At 66.8% G+C, this 15600-nt stretch carries 16 protein-coding genes; 9 read left to right on the top strand and 7 right to left on the bottom strand.

Going from position 1 to position 15600, the window contains the following annotated elements:
* Nucleotide 1: 1 nt before the first annotated feature.
* The 4 genes from gabD to ASC37_RS05085 form a co-directional block, all read right to left on the bottom strand.
* On the bottom strand, nt 2–1453 hold the full coding sequence (gene gabD / locus ASC37_RS05100) for an NADP-dependent succinate-semialdehyde dehydrogenase (protein ID WP_055423343.1): 1452 nt from the start codon (nt 1451–1453) through the stop codon (nt 2–4).
* A 16-nt stretch (nt 1454–1469) separates the two neighbouring features.
* Nucleotides 1470–2744 (bottom strand): Glu/Leu/Phe/Val family dehydrogenase, encoded by a 1275-nt coding sequence (locus ASC37_RS05095; protein ID WP_055423342.1) that lies wholly within the window; start codon nt 2742–2744, stop codon nt 1470–1472.
* A 182-nt stretch (nt 2745–2926) separates the two neighbouring features.
* A complete protein-coding gene (locus ASC37_RS05090) occupies nt 2927–4150 on the bottom strand; it encodes a CaiB/BaiF CoA transferase family protein (RefSeq protein WP_055423341.1) in 1224 nt (407 codons plus the stop codon).
* Nucleotides 4151–4167: 17 nt separating this feature from the next.
* On the bottom strand, nt 4168–5355 hold the full coding sequence (locus ASC37_RS05085) for an acyl-CoA dehydrogenase (RefSeq protein WP_055423340.1): 1188 nt from the start codon (nt 5353–5355) through the stop codon (nt 4168–4170).
* 119 nt (nt 5356–5474) lie between these two features.
* Here ASC37_RS05085 and ASC37_RS05080 point away from each other — a divergent pair, with 119 nt between their 5' ends.
* Genes ASC37_RS05080 through ASC37_RS05060 form a run of 5 tightly spaced genes read left to right on the top strand, consistent with a single transcriptional unit; the run spans nt 5475 to nt 9478 of the window.
* On the top strand, nt 5475–6410 hold the full coding sequence (locus ASC37_RS05080) for a LysR family transcriptional regulator (protein WP_055423339.1): 936 nt from the start codon (nt 5475–5477) through the stop codon (nt 6408–6410).
* Between the two features lie 55 nt (nt 6411–6465).
* Nucleotides 6466–7185, top strand: coding sequence for a dienelactone hydrolase family protein (locus ASC37_RS05075; RefSeq protein ID WP_055423338.1), 720 nt, complete (start codon nt 6466–6468; stop codon nt 7183–7185).
* Nucleotides 7186–7188: 3 nt separating this feature from the next.
* Complete coding sequence (locus ASC37_RS11830) at nt 7189–8109, top strand: MlaD family protein (protein ID WP_055423337.1); 921 nt, start codon at nt 7189–7191, stop codon at nt 8107–8109.
* Between the two features lie 38 nt (nt 8110–8147).
* Entirely contained in the window at nt 8148–8765 is a 618-nt protein-coding gene (locus tag ASC37_RS05065; RefSeq protein WP_157287447.1) for an ABC-type transport auxiliary lipoprotein family protein, read from the top strand.
* Entirely contained in the window at nt 8762–9478 is a 717-nt protein-coding gene (locus ASC37_RS05060; RefSeq protein ID WP_055423335.1) for a uracil-DNA glycosylase family protein, read from the top strand. Before ASC37_RS05065 ends, ASC37_RS05060 begins: the two co-directional genes overlap by 4 nt.
* Before the next feature lie 40 nt (nt 9479–9518).
* Here the strand turns inward: ASC37_RS05060 and ASC37_RS05055 are convergent, their stop codons facing one another.
* Entirely contained in the window at nt 9519–10631 is a 1113-nt protein-coding gene (locus ASC37_RS05055) for a C40 family peptidase (protein ID WP_198289012.1), read from the bottom strand.
* A 37-nt stretch (nt 10632–10668) separates the two neighbouring features.
* On the opposite strand from ASC37_RS05055, the gene ASC37_RS05050 reads away from it, so the two are divergent.
* Nucleotides 10669–11274, top strand: coding sequence for a UbiX family flavin prenyltransferase (locus tag ASC37_RS05050; RefSeq protein WP_055423333.1), 606 nt, complete (start codon nt 10669–10671; stop codon nt 11272–11274).
* A gap of 3 nt (nt 11275–11277) precedes the next feature.
* On the opposite strand, the gene ptsP is transcribed toward ASC37_RS05050, so the two are convergent.
* Nucleotides 11278–13020 (bottom strand): phosphoenolpyruvate--protein phosphotransferase, encoded by a 1743-nt coding sequence (gene ptsP / locus ASC37_RS05045; RefSeq protein WP_055423402.1) that lies wholly within the window; start codon nt 13018–13020, stop codon nt 11278–11280.
* A 13-nt stretch (nt 13021–13033) separates the two neighbouring features.
* Nucleotides 13034–13303, bottom strand: coding sequence for an HPr family phosphocarrier protein (locus tag ASC37_RS05040; RefSeq protein WP_055423332.1), 270 nt, complete (start codon nt 13301–13303; stop codon nt 13034–13036).
* 117 nt (nt 13304–13420) lie between these two features.
* On the opposite strand from ASC37_RS05040, the gene ASC37_RS05035 reads away from it, so the two are divergent.
* The 3 genes from ASC37_RS05035 to ASC37_RS05025 are packed head-to-tail and all read left to right on the top strand — an operon-like array spanning nt 13421 to nt 15544.
* Entirely contained in the window at nt 13421–14203 is a 783-nt protein-coding gene (locus tag ASC37_RS05035) for an alpha/beta fold hydrolase (RefSeq protein ID WP_055423331.1), read from the top strand.
* On the top strand, nt 14200–14658 hold the full coding sequence (locus tag ASC37_RS05030) for an NfeD family protein (protein WP_055423330.1): 459 nt from the start codon (nt 14200–14202) through the stop codon (nt 14656–14658). The genes ASC37_RS05035 and ASC37_RS05030 overlap by 4 nt, the downstream gene beginning before the upstream one ends.
* Before the next feature lie 28 nt (nt 14659–14686).
* A complete protein-coding gene (locus ASC37_RS05025; protein WP_055423329.1) occupies nt 14687–15544 on the top strand; it encodes an SPFH domain-containing protein in 858 nt (285 codons plus the stop codon).
* Nucleotides 15545–15600 lie beyond the last annotated feature (56 nt).

Raw genomic sequence — 15600 nt, 5'->3', positions numbered from 1 at the left:
ATCAGATACCGCCGATGCACATGTACTTGATCTCCACATACTCCTCGATGCCGTACTTCGAGCCCTCGCGCCCCATGCCGGAAGCCTTCATGCCGCCGAAAGGCGCGACCTCGGTGGAGATGAGGCCGGTATTGATGCCGACGATGCCGTATTCGAGCGCCCCCCCCACGCGCCAGACGCGGCTCGAGGATTCGGTGTAGAAATAGGCGGCCAGGCCGAACTCGGTATCGTTGGCCATGCGGATGGCTTCTTCTTCGGTGTGGAAGCGAAAGAGCGGTGCCACCGGGCCGAAGGTCTCCTCGCGTGCGACTTTCATCTGAGGGGTGACGTCGGCGAGGATGGTCGGTTCGAAGAAGGTGCCGCCCAAGGGGTGACGCTTGCCCCCAGTGAGGATGCGCGCGCCTTTGCTCACGGCATCGGCGATGTGCTCTTCGACCTTGCGCACCGCGTTCTCGTCGATGAGGGGCCCCTGGTTGGTGCCTTCGGCGAGCCCCGGGCCGACTTTCAGCTGGGAGACGGCTTCGGCGAGCTTGGCGGCGAAGCGCTCGTAGACGCCGTCCTGCACGAGCAGGCGGTTCGCGCACACGCAGGTCTGGCCGGTGTTGCGGTACTTGGAGGCGAGCGCCCCCTGCACGGCGGCGTCGAGGTCGGCATCGTCGAAGACGATGAACGGCGCGTTGCCACCGAGTTCGAGCGAGAGTTTCTTCAAGGTGGGGGCGCACTGCGCCATGAGCTTGATACCGGTCTCGGTGGAGCCGGTAAACGAGAGCTTGCGCACGATGGGGTTGGCGGTGAGCTCGCCGCCGATGGCCGTGGCCGAGCCGGTGACGACGTTGAACACGCCAGCCGGTACGCCGGCACGCTCGGCGAGCACCGCCAGCGCCAGCGCCGAGTAGGGGGTCTGGCTCGCGGGCTTGAGCACCATGGGGCAGCCGGCGGCGAGCGCCGGTCCGGCCTTGCGCGTGATCATGGCCGAAGGGAAATTCCATGGCGTGATCGCACCGCACACGCCGATCGGTTCCTTGGTGACGACGATGCGCTTGTCGGCCAGGTGCGGCGGAATGACGTCGCCGTAGATGCGCTTGCCCTCTTCGGCGAACCACTCGATGAAGGAGGCGGCATAGAGCACTTCGCCGCGCGCTTCGGCCAGCGGCTTACCCTGCTCCGAGGTCATGAGGACGGCCAGGTCTTCCTGATTTTCGACGATGAGGTCGAACCAGCGTCGCAGGATGCGGGCGCGCGCCCCGGCGGTGAGGGCGCGCCAGGCCGGCCAGGCGGCGTTGGCCGCCTCGATCGCGCGGCGCGTTTCGGTAGCGCCCATCTTGGGCACGGTACCGAGCACGCTGCCATCGGCGGGGTTGCGCACCGTGAGGACGGCGCCGTCGTCGGCATCCGCCCAGCGTCCGTCGATGTAGGCTTGGGTGCGGAAGAGGGAGGGGTCTTTGAGGTTCATGCTCGTCTCCGGGGGGTTAGGGATAAATGCCGCGCAGCTGCCTTGCCTCGAGTACGCGCCGGCAGGCAAGGAGGTAGGCGGCGGTGCGCAGGGTCACGCGGTGTTCTTGCGCGGCTTTCCATACGGACTCGAAGGCTTCGCTGAGGATGCGCTCGAGCCTTTCGTTGATCTCCTGCTCGGTCCAGAAGAAGCTGGAGAAATCCTGCACCCATTCGAAGTAGCTCACCGTGACGCCGCCGGCATTGGTGAGCACGTCGGGCACGAGGGTCACCCCGCGGGACGTGAGGATGTCGTCGGCTTCGGGCGTGGTGGGGCCGTTGGCGCCTTCGAGGACGAGGCGCGCTTTGATGTCTCGCGCATTGTGCCGGTCGATCTGGCCTTCCAGCGCCGCGGGCACGAGGATGTCCGCTTCGACCGTCCAGAAGTCTTCGTTCGCAATTGCCGTGGCGCCGGGGAAGCGCCCCAGGGCACCGCCGCCGTCGAGCCAGCGTTGCAGGGCGTCGAGATCGATCCCGTCGCCGGCGTGGATCGAGCCGGTGACGTCCTGCAGGGCAACGATTTTGGCGCCGGTTGCGGCGAAACAGCGGGCGGCGGTGGCCCCGACGTTGCCGTAGCCCTGGATGGCGACGCGGGCCCCAGCTAGATCCAGGCCAAGCTTGCACGCCGCACTGCGCCCGACGATGAACACGCCCCGGCCGGTGGCCTCACGCCGCCCCAGACTGCCGCCGAGGCTGACTGGTTTACCAGTGACGACGCCCATCACCGTTCGCCCCTGGTTGATGGAATAAGTGTCCATCATCCAGGCCATGATCTGCTCGTTGGTGTTGACGTCAGGCGCGGGAATGTCCTTGTCCGGGCCGATGAGCACACCGATCTCGCTGGTGTAGCGGCGCGTGAGGCGCTCCAGTTCGCCTCGGGTCAAGGTGCGGGGATCGACCCGTACTCCCCCTTTGGCGCCCCCGAAGGGCAGGCCGATCACGGCGTTCTTGATCGTCATCCAGCCGGCGAGCGCCATGACCTCCGAGAGCGTGACGTCCTGGTGATAGCGCACCCCGCCCTTGCCCGGCCCGCGCGAGGTGTTGTGATGGACGCGGTAGCCTTCGAAGTGCCTGATCGAACCGTCGTCCATCTTCACCGGGATGTCGACGATGAGGATCCTCTTGGGGTGTTTGAGGGTCTCGATCCAGTAGCCCAGATCACCGAGGTGAGGGGCCACGCGATCGACCTGTTCGAGAAAGACTTCCCATGGGCCGAGATGGGCGCGGTCGAGGTAGGAAGGAATGGCATCCATCGTGGGTTTCTCCTTTTGGGAGCGCAAAAAAATCCTTATGGGATTGGGGTCGGTCACGGCGGGGATTTTTCAGCGAGTTCATTCATTCGAGGAAGGCTGCTCCTACAAGTGTAGGTGATACCGCCGGGATTTGCCATGGAACAGAGATCTCCCTGCGGGCAGACGATTTTTTCACCAATCCTTCAGACGACCCCCTTCGCCCGCAGTGCGGCCACTTCTGCTTCGTCCATCCCGAGCACCTCGCGCAGGACTTCGGCGGTGTGCTCACCCAGGAGCGGCGGCGCGCCGCGGTAGGCCGGGGGCGTGGCCGACAGCCGCATGGGGTTGGCGACCTGGGGCACGTCGCCGAGCCGCTCATGGGGCAGGTGCAGCGCCATGTCGCGGGCGCGTACCTGGGGGTCGGCGAAGACCTTGGAGAGAGGGTTGATGGGGCCGCAGGGGACTCCGGCCCGCTCCAGTGCGGCGATCCAGGCGTCGGTGCTGCGCGTGCGGGTGAGCTCCTGCAGGCGCGGGATCAGCTCGGCGCGGTGGGCGACGCGCGCCGGGTTGGTGGCATAGCGCGGGTCGGCCGCGAGTTCCGGCACCCCTGCTTCGGCACAGAAACGGGCGAATTGACCATCGTTGCCGATCGCCAGGATCATCCAGCCGTCGGCGGTGGGAAAATCCTGGTAGGGGACGATGTTGGGGTGCGCATTGCCCAGCCGCGGAGGATCCTGGCCGGTGGTGAGGTAGTTGAGCGCCTGATTGGCGAGGCAGGCGACCTGCACGTCGAGGAGCGCCATGTCGATGTACTGGCCGCGGCCACTGCGTTCGCGCCAGGCAAGCGCGGCGAGGATGGCATTGGCGGCGTAGAGCCCCGTGAGGATGTCGGTGAGCGCCACGCCCACTTTCATCGGCCCGCCGCCGGGTTCGTGATCGGGGCGGCCCGTGATGCTCATCAGGCCGCCCATGCCCTGGATGAGAAAATCGTACCCCGCCCGAGGCGCGTAGGGGCCGGTCTGGCCGAATCCGGTGATGGAGCAATACACGAGGCGGGGATTGCGCGCCGAGAGGCTGGCGTAATCCAGGCCGTAGCGTGCGAGCGCTCCCACCTTGAAGTTCTCGATGACGACGTCGGCTTCTTCGGCGAGCCGCCGGATGAGCTCCTGGCCTTCGGGGCGGGTGAGATCGACGGTGAGCGAGCGCTTGTTGCGGTTGGCACACAGGAAGTAGGCGGCTACTTTTTCCCCGTCTTCACCGTTTCCCTTCCACCACGGCGGGCCCCAGGTACGGGTGTCGTCGCCGCTGCCGGGTTTTTCGATCTTGATGACGTCGGCGCCCAGATCGGCGAGCAGCTGGCTCGCCCAGGGGCCGGCCAGCACGCGCGAGAGATCGAGCACGCGCAGGTGGGAGAGGGCCTGATCCATCGTCGCGATTCCCCGGCTCAGTTGGCAAAGGCGGCGATGCCGGTGATGGCTCGGCCGAGGATGAGGGCGTGGATGTCGTGCGTGCCCTCGTAGGTATTGACCACTTCGAGGTTGACGAGGTGGCGCGCCACGCAGTATTCATCGCTGATGCCATTGCCGCCGAGCATGTCGCGGGCGGTGCGGGCGATGTCGAGCGCCTTGCCGCAGGAATTGCGCTTGACGAGGGAGGTGAGTTCGACGGCGGCGATGCCTTCGTCCTTCATCCGGCCGATGCGCAGCACCGTCTGCAACCCGAGGGCGATCTCGGTGCACATGTCGGCGAGCTTTTTCTGGATGAGCTGGTTGGCGGCGAGCGGCCGGCCGAACTGCTTGCGTTCGAGCACGTAGTTGCGGGCGGTCTCGTAGCAGGCTTGGGCCGCGCCCAGCGCGCCCCAGGCGATGCCGAAACGGGCGGAGTTCAGGCAGGTGAAGGGACCCTTGAGGCCGCGGACTTCGGGAAAGGCATTCTCTTCGGGAACGAAGACTTCGTCCATGACGATTTCGCCGGTGACGGAAGTGCGCAGCCCCACCTTGCCGTGGATGACCGGCGCCGAGAGCCCCTTCCAGCCCTTCTCGAGGATGAAGCCGCGGATCTGCCCCTCGTCGTCCTTGGCCCAGACGACGAAGACGTCGGCGATAGGGCTATTGGTGATCCACATCTTGTTGCCCGAGAGCAGGTAGCCGCCCTCGACGCGGCGCGCCCGGCTTTCCATGCCGCCGGGGTCGGAGCCGTGGTTGGGCTCGGTGAGCCCGAAGCAGCCGATCCATTCGCCGCGGGCGAGTTTGGGCAGGTACTTGCGCTTTTGCGCTTCGGTGCCGAATTCGTGGATGGGGACCATCACGAGCGAGCTCTGCACGCTCATCATCGAACGGAAACCCGAGTCGACGTATTCGATTTCGCGGGCGATGAGCCCATAGGCGACGTAGTTGAGTCCCGCACCACCGTATTCTTCGGGGATGGTGGGGCCGAGCAGGCCGAGTTCGCCCATCTCGCGGAAGATCGCCGGGTCGGTGTGTTCGTGGCGGAAGGCATGCTGGGCGCGGGGCTGGAGTTTTTCCTGGGCGTAGGCGCGGGCGGTGTCGCGCACGAGGCGTTCCGTTTCGGTGAGCTGGGTGTCGAGCAGCAGCGGGTCTTGCCAGTCGAATGCGGCGCGGGGGGAGGGCATGGCGATCTCCTTCGGTGGGGTAGATGTGATGTTTCGGTATGGTATAAAGGGAATCTTCTGCCGGCAAGCGCTTTTTATGCATCGACCGGTGCGTTTTGCTCACTTCGCGGCATTGGGGTATGCGCAAGAGAATCCCTTCGACGATGGCGCTGACGGCGTTCGAGGCGGCGGCGCGCCATGAGAGTTTCACCCGGGCGGCCGAGGAACTGGCGCTGACGCAGAGCGCCGTCTGTCGCCAGATCGGGGCGCTGGAAGACTTTCTGGGGGTGGCGCTGTTTCGCCGCACGCGGCGCGGGGTGCAACTCACGGAAGCCGGCCGGGCCTACAGCCGCCAGGTGGCGCTGCGACTCGAGGCCCTGGAGCGCGACACGCTGGCGGTGATGTCCGGCCAGGGAGCGGGTACGCTGGAGCTCGCCGTGGTGCCCACTTTCGCCACCCGCTGGTTGCTGCCTCGCCTGGGCGCGTTTCGCGCGCTCCATCCCGAGGTGGTGATCCACATGGAGACGCGCACCCGCCCTTTCCTCTTCGCCGATACGCCGTTCGATGCAGCGATCTATTTCGGCGAAGCGGGGTGGCCGGGGACGGAAGCGCATTTCCTGATGCCGGAATTCCCCGTGCCGGTGTGCAGCCCGTCATTACCGGGGGCAAGGCCGGATCTTTCCCCTCAAGAGGTGGCTCGTCTGCCGTTGCTGCAGCAGAGCACCCGTCCCTATGCCTGGCGGCAGTGGTTCGAGGCCGCGGGCATGCGGGTGGCGCACGACCTGTCGGGGATGCGGCTCGAATTGTTCTCGATGCTGGCCCAGGCGGCGATCGAGCGCATGGGCGTGGCCCTCATCCCGCCTTTCCTCATCGAACGCGAGCTCGCCGCGGGCGAACTGATGATTCCCTGCAACCGCAGCTTCGTGAGCCGCCGCGCTTATTACCTGATCGTGCCCGAGCGCAAGGCCGAACGTCAGGCACTGGCAGTATTTCGCCAATGGCTGGTCGAAGAGGCGGGACGCAGCCACGAAGCGGTCCGGGACGCGGCGGTGGCTGGCGGCGAAGGGCAGTGCTAAGATATGCCGAGGGCCGTCTGGTCCGCGAGGATTCCCTACCACGAGGAGGAACGAGATGACGATACGCACGCGTTTGGTGGAATACACGCACGAAGGCACGACGCTCGAAGGCTTCCTGGCGTGGGATGACGCGATCACCGGCAAGCGACCGGCCGTGGCCGTGGTGCATGCCTGGGCCGGGCGTACCGCCTTCGAGTGCGAGAAGGCGCGCCAGCTCGCGATGATGGGCTACGTCGGCTTTGCCGTGGACCTGTACGGCAAGGGGGTGCTCGGCAAGAGCAAGGAAGAGAACGCGAAGCTGATGGCCCCCTTCGTCGAGAATCGCGCGAAGCTGCAGGGGCGTATCGCCCAGGCGATCGAGACCCTGCGGGCGCAACCCGAAGTCGATGCCGAAAAAATTGCGGCGATCGGCTTCTGTTTCGGCGGGCTCACGGTGCTCGATCTGGCGCGCACTGGGGCCGACGTGCGTGGGGTGGCGAGTTTCCACGGCCTCTTCACGCCGCCGGGCAATACCGCGGGCAAGAAGATCAAGGCCAAGGTGCTGGCGCTGCACGGCTGGGACGATCCCATGGTGCCGCCGAACATGGTGGTGGACTTCGCCAAGGAAATGACGGAAGCCGGCGCCGACTGGCAGCTGCATGCCTTTGGCAACACCATGCACGCCTTTACCCTGCCCGAGGCGAACGACCCGTCCTTTGGGACGGTTTATGAGCCCAAAGCCGATGCGCGCTCGTGGGCGATCCTGCGCGAGTTCCTGCACGAGATCTTCGCATGAGGCGTGCGCCGCGGCGCTGACCAGACGGTGGAATCGCGCGTCCCTTATGTGATCGTCGGCGTGTTCGTCGTCGTGGCGCTCACGGCCCTGGCCGGTTTAGGCCTGTGGCTGGGCGCCGACGTCGATACCCGCCGCTATCTGCCCTACCGGGTGCTGACCACCGAGTCGGTGACCGGCATCAATCGTGGCAGCTTCGTGCGTTACCGCGGTGTCGTCGTCGGACGGGTGAAGGGGGTCACGCTCGTCGATTCCGAGCGCGTGGCGATCGACCTCGATATCGTCGAAGGAACGCCGATCAAGACCGACACCAAGGCGACGATCTCCAGCCAAGGCCTGACGGGCTTGTCGTACATCGAATTGTCCGGCGGCTCGGTCGAGGCGCCGCCGCTGCTGCCGGGGCCGGACGGCACGCCGGCGGTGATCACCGCGGCGCCTTCGCTGATGCGCCGGCTGGACGTGGCGCTGTCGCAGAATCTGGAGCAGGTGGCGGGGGTGATGCAGCAGCTGCACAAGCTCCTCTCCGACGACAACCTCGCCAACCTCACGGCGACGATGGCCGACGCGCGCCGTTTCACGGCTGCGCTCGCTGCCCAGGAGAAACGCATCGATGCGCTGGCCGCTTCCCTCGAGAAGGCGGCAGCGCAGGCACCGGAACTGGCCGCCGACGGGCGCCGGACCTTGCGCGAGGCACAGGCGCTTCTGGCGGAGCTGCAGCGCACGGCTGCGGCCCTGCGAGAGGCCACGGTGGCGGCGCAGGGAGAATTGCAGGCGGCGCGCCGCGGGCTGCAACCGGAGGCGGAGGCGGCGCTGCAACGCTTGGAGGCGTCGATGGCCCGGCTGGAGCGCTTGAGCGCTTCGCTCGAGGAGCGGCCGCAGCGTCTGCTGTGGGGCGATCCGCCGGAACGGCCAGGGCCAGGGGAGTGAGCACGATGAGCGTAAGGGCGGTTGCGACGATAGGGGTCGTGAGCTTGGCGTTGGGCGCTTGCGCCATGGGCCAGCAAGGGTCTTCGCAGGCGCCGGCGCGGCTGTCGCTGGAGGCGGCGGCACGCACGGCTGGGCAAGGAGGAGAGTCCTCCGCCCCGCCGCAGGCCTCTTCGTCCCTGACGGTGCAAGTGAGCGCGCCGTGGGTGGCGCCGGCCTTCGCCGGAGAGCGCATCGCCTACCGGCGCGAGCCGCTGCGCCTGGAGTATTACACCCTTAGCCGCTGGGCGGAGCCGCCGCAGGAGGCCGTAGCGGCGGTACTCACGCGCCGCCTCGAGGAAAGCGGCGCATTTCGCGTGGTGCTGCCGCCGCAGGCGCACCTCTCGGCCGATCGGCGGCTCGCCGTCGACCTAGAGCTCTTGGAAGAACGGGTTCCGCCGGTCGGACCTGCCCCTTACGGCGAAGCGGAGGTGGCGCTGCGGGCGCGCTGGGTGCAGACGAGCGACGGTCGGGTACTGGCGAGCAAGCGCTTCGCCGCCACGGCGCCCGTGACCCAGCCGAACGCCGAAGGGGCGGTGGCAGCGCTCGGGGAGGCGCTCGCGCGCGTGAGCGAAGAGGTCGCGCGCTGGACGTTGGCCGTGGAGGCGCAAGGGCGATGAGCGCCGGGGCACTGGTGGCAGCGGCGCGCCGCTTGCACGAGCGCACGGCGGCGCTCGAGTTCGGCCCGCCGGTGACGCACGTCTATGCCCCGCTCGACTACGCCTGGGCGGTGCACGAGCAATACCTGAGCCGCTATGGTGAAGGGCCCAAGCGCGTGCTTTTCCTCGGCATGAATCCCGGGCCGTTCGGCATGGTACAGACGGGGGTGCCGTTTGGCGAGATCGCGGCGGTGCGCGACTGGCTGGGACTGGATGCGCCGATCGTGCGCCCGGTGCGCGAACACCCGCAGCGCCCCATCGAAGGCTGGGCCTGCCGGCGATCCGAAGTCTCGGGGGCGAGGCTGTGGGGGCTTTTCCGCGAGCGCTTCGGCACTGCGGCAGCCTTTTTCACCGAACATTTCGTGGCGAATTACTGCCCGCTTGCCTTCTTTGCCGGCACGCGCAACTTCACGCCGGACAAACTGCCCGCCGCGGCGCGCACGGCGCTGCTCGCGGCCTGCGACGCGCATTTGCGCGAAGTGGTCGAAGCCTTGAGGCCGCAATGGGTGATCGGGGTGGGCGCCTGGGCGGAGCAGCGTGCGCGGGAAGCGCTCGAGGATCTGCCGGTTCGCATTGCCCGTATCCTGCACCCGAGCCCGGCGAGCCCGGCGGCCAATCGCGGCTGGGCCGAGCAGGCGCGGGAGACGCTGACCGAACTGGACGTGTGGCGCTAGGGGCGATCCGTCTCCTTGGCCGCCCTTTGCGATGCGGCTCTCAGCGACCGGCCTGAGCGACTCGGGTAGGAGCCTTGGACTTGGCTTTGTCGTTGTCTTTGGCTTGGGCTTTGGCCTGAACGCCGTGCGGTGCCGCGGCAGGCTTCTCGTTCTTCGCCTGAACCACGGGTTTGGCGGGCGGCTTGCCGCTGGCCTTGGCGGTCTGTACGGTGTTCTTCCCCACCGGGGAGCGTGACGCGGGCGTTCGGCTCGCCGTCTGCGTGTGGACCGTAGGCGTGGCGCGCCCCTGAGCCGTGGGTGCCGCGGTTTTGCGGGTTTTGTCGTTGCGTGCGACGACGCGGTTGGCCGAGGGAGCCGCTTTGGCGGGCTTGGCCTTGCTGCTGCCCCCCTTGTTGGGTGCGACGCCGGCCGCGAGCAGAGGAGCGGCCGCGGCGGCCGCCGTTTCGAGGGAATCTTTGCCGTGGGAAGAAGGAGTTTCCTGGCTTTCTTCCTTGGCGGCGAGTTCGAGCGGCGCGTGGCTCATGCCGCCGACGCGACCTCCGGCGATGAAGCGCTCGCGCCAGTAGTCCTGCTCGAGCGTGTCGATGGAGACGGTGCGGCCGCGCCGAGGGGCGTGGATGAAACGGCCGTTACCGAGGTAGATGGCGACGTGGTTGATCGAGCGGCTGCGGCGCCCGGTCTTGAAGAAGAGGAGATCGCCTGGCTGAAGCTCGCTGCGCGAGACCCGTTCCGTGGCGTTGTACATGTCGCTGGAGGTGCGCGGCAGGTCGATGCCGACGCTGGAAAACGAATATTTGACGAAACCGCTGCAATCGAGGCCTTCTTCAGGGAGGTCCCCTCCGTTGCGGTAAGGTGTTCCCTGCAAGGAGAGGGCGGTCTCCAGTGCCCGAGCCATGCGACCGGGTTTGACGTCGGCGCTCAGGGTATAGTCGGGACTGCGGTAGATGGGGGCAGAGAGAAAGACGTCGAGCGCGTCTTCCGCTGCCTCTTCGTCTTCTTCCTGGGTGGCGATCTCGTTGCCGCTGGTTAGGGCATACTGAGAAGAATCATCGGGGCGTGTTGCTTGTTGGGTGAGGGTGCAGGCGCTCAGCAGACCGAACGCCATCGCCAGAAGGCTCAGCCGCCACAAGGGCTGGGTCACTGGTGTCGGCATGGCAGACCCTCCGACCAGAAAAGGATAATTGCCAATTATGCAACGAAACGTACGAGATGCAAACCTCGCCCGCTCCCCGTCGCGGCTGGTGGTGGCGGTGACCGGCGCTTCTGGTAGCGCCTTGGCGCTGGAACTGCTGCGCTGGCTGCGCGAGGCGACCGATTGGGAACTGCACGTGGTGGTGTCGGCAGCGGCGCTGCGTACCGCCCGGCTCGAACTGGGCGTCGGGCGCGAGGCATTCGCGGCGCTCGCCGATGCGATGTACGCGAACAAGGACATCGGCGCATCGATCGCCTCGGGTTCGTTCGCCACGCTCGGCATGGTAGTGATCCCTTGTTCGATGAACACCCTGGCGGCGATCGCCCACGGTCTGGGGGACACCCTGATCGCACGGGCGGCGGACGTGACGCTCAAGGAGCGCCGGCGCTTGGTTCTGGTGCCGCGCGAGACGCCCTTGAACCTCATTCACCTACGCAACATGACGGCGGTGACCGAGGCGGGTGCGGTGGTGGCCCCGCCCGTGCCGGCGTTCTATCTGGGGGAACTCACGCCGCAGCGGCTGGTACAGCAGATCGCCATGCGGGTGGCTTCGCTCTTCGGCGTGGCACCGGCGCCGTGGGCGCAATGGACGGGCGAAGAGTGAGGCTCAGGCGGCGGGCAGGGCGGCGTTGAGTTTTTCGAACGCCTCGCGCAGCCGCGCCGGCTCGTCGAGCTTGAGCAGGCGCTGCACCTTGGGAGTGAGTTCGTTGATGTCGGCATGAAGCAGGCGCTGCTTCACGCCGAGCACCCGCTCGGGGTGCATGGAAAATTGCCGCAGACCCATACCGAGGAAGAGCCAGGTGTATTCGGCGTGGCCGGCGAGCTCCCCGCACAGGGATACGGGCAGGCCGTTCTTGGCGCCGAACTGGATAGTGCCGGCGATGAGCCGCAGTACGGCCGGATGCAGCGGGTCGTAGAGATCGGCCACGGCATCGTCCTGCCGGTCGATGGCCAAGGTGTACTGGATGAGGTCGTTGGTGCCGATGGAGAGGAATTGCACGCGCTTGAGGAAGATACCAGGCGCGAGCGCCGCGGCCGGGATTTCGACCATGGCGCCGAGTTCGACGTCTTCGGCGAATTTCTTCCCTTCGCGCTGCAGCTGTTCCTTGGCGCGGGCAAGCAGCTGCAGTGTCTGGTCGATTTCGTGGGCGTGCGCCACCATGGGCAGCAGGATCTTGAGCTTGCCGTGCACCGAAGCGCGTAGCAGCGCCCTCAGCTGGGTGAGGAAAAACGTGGGCTCGGCGAGGCAATAGCGGATGGCCCGCAACCCCAGGGCGGGATTGGGCTGCACGCGCGAGGTGTTCGGCTCGAAATCCTTGTCGCCGCCCAGATCGAAGGTGCGGATGGTGACCGGCTTGCCTTTCATGCTCTTGAGCACGTCGCGATAGGCTTCGTACTGTTCGTCTTCGCTCGGCCGATCGAGCCGGTCGAGGAAGAGGAATTCGGTGCGGTAGAGCCCAATGCCATCGGCGTTGACGCGCTGCACGAGCTCGAGGTCGCTCGGTGTCTCGATGTTGCACAAGAGCTCGATCGGTGTGCCATCGAGCGTGACGGTGGGGGCGTCTTTCAGGCGGGCGAGCCGCGTGCGCGAGATCTCCAGCTCGGCCTTGCGCAGGCGGTATTCCTCGACGATGCTGGGATGGGGATTGACGATGGCCACGCCCCGCGCGCCGTCGATGATGACGAGATCGTCTTCTTCGAGGAGCTGGCGCGCGAGCCGCACACCCACCACCGCCGGCAGCTGCAGGCTGCGCGCGACGATGGCGGTGTGGGAGGTAGGGCCGCCGACGTCGGTGAGAAAGCCGGCGATGTGCTGGCCGCGAAAACCGATGGTATCGGCCGGCGAGAGGTCGTGCGCCACGACGATGGTGGGCAGATCGTCGCGCCGCGGTTTCGGCGGGCGCGCCAGCCCCAGCAGTTCCTTGAGGAGCCGCTCGACGATCTGGATGACGTCGGCGCGACGCTCACGCAAGTAAGGGTCTTCGATGGTGTCGAACTGCTCGAGCAGCGTGTCGAGCTGCTGGGTGAGGGCCCATTCGGCGTTGATGTGCTGCTGGCGGATGCGATCGCAGGCGGCTTCGATGAGCAGCGGGTCTTCGAGCATCATCGCCTGCAGGTCGAGAAAGGCGTTCAGTTCGGCCGAGGCCTGGCTCGCGGCGGTGGTGGCCTTGAGCGCGGCCAGTTCGGCCTTGATCGCGGCGGCGGCGGCACGCAGCCGGGCGCATTCGTCCTCGACGCGGTTCTCGGGGATTTCGTAATGGCTGACTTCGAGCAGGGCGTGCGAGACGAGGTGCACCCGGCCGATGGCGATGCCGCTCGAGACGGCGAGCCCGTGCAGCGCGAAGGAGATGCCGCCCAAGGGCTCACTCCTCCTCGCCGAAGCGGTTGCCAATGAGCTCGACGATGGCCTGCAAGGCTTCGTCGGCCCGCTCGCCCTCGGTTTCGATCTCGATCTTGCTGCCTTTGGCGGCGGCAAGCATCATCACGCCCATGATGCTCTTGGCGTTGACCCGTCGCCCGTTGCGGCTGATCCAGATCTGGCAGGGAAACTGGCTGGCGAGCTCGGTGAGCTTGGCCGAGGCCCGCGCGTGCAGTCCGAGCTTGTTGATGATTTCGACTTCGGCCTTGGGCATGGTGGTAGCGCCGGGAAAGGAGTCTGCATTTTAGCGAATCTGCGGGGGAAAGGGTTTCTTTTCGTGGAAAGCAGGGTAATGCTAGACTGCGCAAAACGGATGGAAGGAAAGGAGACCATGGCATTCGTCGAGATCGATGGAATTGCGCTGGAATACGAATGGTGGCGGCCGCAGGATGCCGCTGCGGCGGCTTCGCCCGTGGTGTTGCTGCACGAGGCCCTGGGCTCGGTGTCGATCTGGCGCGATTTCCCGCAGCGGCTGGCCGCTGCCCTGCGCCGTCCCGTGATGGCGTACTCGCGCCAGGGCTATGGGCGCAGCGGCCGGGAGGATCGTCCGCGCGGGGTGGATTACCTGCACCGCGAGGCCTTGCATTGGCTGCCGCGGGTGCTGTCGGCGTTGGAGATCGAGCATCCGGTGCTCGTGGGGCACAGCGACGGGGCTTCGATCGCGTTGATCTGCGCCGCTTCCGGTTTGGCACCGCGGCCAGAGGCGGCGGTGCTGATCGCGCCGCACGTCGAGGTGGAACCCGAGGCGATCGCCGGCATCGAGGCGGCCGACCGGCTGTGGCGCACGACCGACTGGCCGCAGCGCCTGGCGCGGCATCAGCCCGATCCGCAGCGCGTGTTCGCCGCTTGGCGTGATACCTGGCGCTCGCCTGAGTTTCGTGCGTGGAACATCGAGGCGGAGATCCCGAAAATCGCCTGTCCGGTGCTGGCGGTGCAGGGTGACCGGGACGAATACGCGACCTTGGCCCAGATCGAGAAGATCGCACGGGGCGCGCCTCGCGGGAAGATGGCGGTATTGCCGCAGTGCGGCCACAGCCCGCATCGGGAGCGACCTGAGGCGCTGATCGCGCTGATTGCCGACTTCCTCCACCAGCTCGACGAGGAACGTACATGAACGGCTGGCCTGCCTGGGTGTGGCTGGTGCTGGGCGTGCTCCTGATGCTCGCCGAGCTGGTGGTGCCTTCTTTCTTCATTTTCTGGTTCGGCTTGGCCGCCTGTGGCGTGGCCGCCGTGGTGGCGATCCTGCCGCAGAGTTCGCTACTTCTGGAGCTCGGTCTCTGGCTGGTCGCTTCCCTGCTGCTCGTGACGGCGTGGTTTGGCTGGCTGGAACCGCGCCGGCGGCGCTCGCGCATCGGGGCTTCCGACGCGGCGGTGGGGGAGATCGGCTGGGTGAGCGAGGCGATCGAGCCGCAGCGGCGAGGAAAAGTGCGGTTCCAGCGGCCGGTTCTCGGGGCGGAAGAATGGCCGGCCTTGGCCGACGAGCCGATCGGCGAAGGCGAGCGGGTGCGGGTGGTGGCGGTCGAAGGGCAGATGGTGAAAGTGGCGCGGCTGCGTCAGGGGCGATCTTGAGGGATGCTTTTTTGCGGGAGGTGGGGAAATGAACGCGAGTCTGGTCGTCGTCGGCGTCTTGCTGCTCTTCGTGGTCGTCACGATCGCCAAGGGGGTGCGTATCGTGCCGCAGGGGGAAGAGTGGATCGTGGAGCGTCTGGGGAAATACCGGACCACCCTGCGGCCCGGGCTCAACATCGTCATCCCGTACTTCGATCGCATCGCCTATAAGCTGGTGACGAAGGATCTCATCCTCGACATCAAGGAACAGGAGGTGATCACGCGCGACAACGCCGTGATCGTCACCAATGCGGTGGCCTTCGTCAAGGTCACCGATCCGGTGAAGGCCGCCTATGGCGTGACGAATTTCGCCGTGGCGATCGAAAACCTCATCATGACGACGCTGCGCTCGATCATCGGCGAGATGGAGCTCGACGAAGCGCTCTCCTCGCGCGAGAAGATCAAGGTGCGGCTGCGTGAATCCATCGTCGATGAGGCGATCGACTGGGGGCTGACGGTGAAGTCGGTGGAAATCCAGGACATTCGTCCTTCCCCGTCCATGCAGCAGGCAATGGAACAGCAGGCCGCCGCCGAGCGCGAGCGCAAGGCCATGGTCACGCGCGCCGAAGGCGAGAAACAGGCGGCCATCCTGGAAGCCGAGGCGCGGCTGGAGGCGGCCAAGCGCGACGCCAACGCCCAGGTGATGCTGGCGCAGGCTTCCGCCGAGGCGCTGCGCCGGGTGGGCGAGGCGGTGGGACCGGATTCCGCCGCCCTGTGGTATCTGCTGGGCGAGAAGTACGTCGCCTCGCTTGAGCGCCTCGCCGCCGGAGAGAACGCCAAGTTCCTCGTCCTGCCGGCCGATCTGCCCCAGGCGGTGGCGGGGCTCTTCGCCCGCGGGGGGCATTGAACCCTTTGCTGGTCTTCGGCGTCGAAAACGCCTAAAATCAAAAGTTTCTCCTCGAC

The sequence above is a fragment of the Tepidiphilus thermophilus genome (genome assembly GCF_001418245.1).
GTDB classification, from domain to species: domain Bacteria; phylum Pseudomonadota; class Gammaproteobacteria; order Burkholderiales; family Rhodocyclaceae; genus Tepidiphilus; species Tepidiphilus succinatimandens.
Note: the sequence above shows the minus strand (reverse complement) of the source record. Positions and strands in the feature narration are given on the sequence as shown.

Bases quoted from the DNA above. Each gene is read 5' to 3' on its own strand.
- gabD (WP_055423343.1), bottom strand. From the start codon at position 1,453: ATGAACCTCAAAGACCCCTCCCTCTTCCGCACCCAAGCCTACATCGAC.
- ASC37_RS05095 (WP_055423342.1), bottom strand. From the start codon at position 2,744: ATGGATGCCATTCCTTCCTACCTCGACCGCGCCCATCTCGGCCCATGG.
- ASC37_RS05090 (WP_055423341.1), bottom strand. From the start codon at position 4,150: ATGGATCAGGCCCTCTCCCACCTGCGCGTGCTCGATCTCTCGCGCGTG.
- ASC37_RS05085 (WP_055423340.1), bottom strand. From the start codon at position 5,355: ATGCCCTCCCCCCGCGCCGCATTCGACTGGCAAGACCCGCTGCTGCTC.
- ASC37_RS05080 (WP_055423339.1), top strand. From the start codon at position 5,475: ATGCGCAAGAGAATCCCTTCGACGATGGCGCTGACGGCGTTCGAGGCG.
- ASC37_RS05075 (WP_055423338.1), top strand. From the start codon at position 6,466: ATGACGATACGCACGCGTTTGGTGGAATACACGCACGAAGGCACGACG.
- ASC37_RS05060 (WP_055423335.1), top strand. From the start codon at position 8,762: ATGAGCGCCGGGGCACTGGTGGCAGCGGCGCGCCGCTTGCACGAGCGC.
- ASC37_RS05055 (WP_198289012.1), bottom strand. From the start codon at position 10,631: ATGCCGACACCAGTGACCCAGCCCTTGTGGCGGCTGAGCCTTCTGGCG.
- ASC37_RS05050 (WP_055423333.1), top strand. From the start codon at position 10,669: ATGCAACGAAACGTACGAGATGCAAACCTCGCCCGCTCCCCGTCGCGG.
- ASC37_RS05040 (WP_055423332.1), bottom strand. From the start codon at position 13,303: ATGCCCAAGGCCGAAGTCGAAATCATCAACAAGCTCGGACTGCACGCG.
- ASC37_RS05035 (WP_055423331.1), top strand. From the start codon at position 13,421: ATGGCATTCGTCGAGATCGATGGAATTGCGCTGGAATACGAATGGTGG.
- ASC37_RS05030 (WP_055423330.1), top strand. From the start codon at position 14,200: ATGAACGGCTGGCCTGCCTGGGTGTGGCTGGTGCTGGGCGTGCTCCTG.
- ASC37_RS05025 (WP_055423329.1), top strand. From the start codon at position 14,687: ATGAACGCGAGTCTGGTCGTCGTCGGCGTCTTGCTGCTCTTCGTGGTC.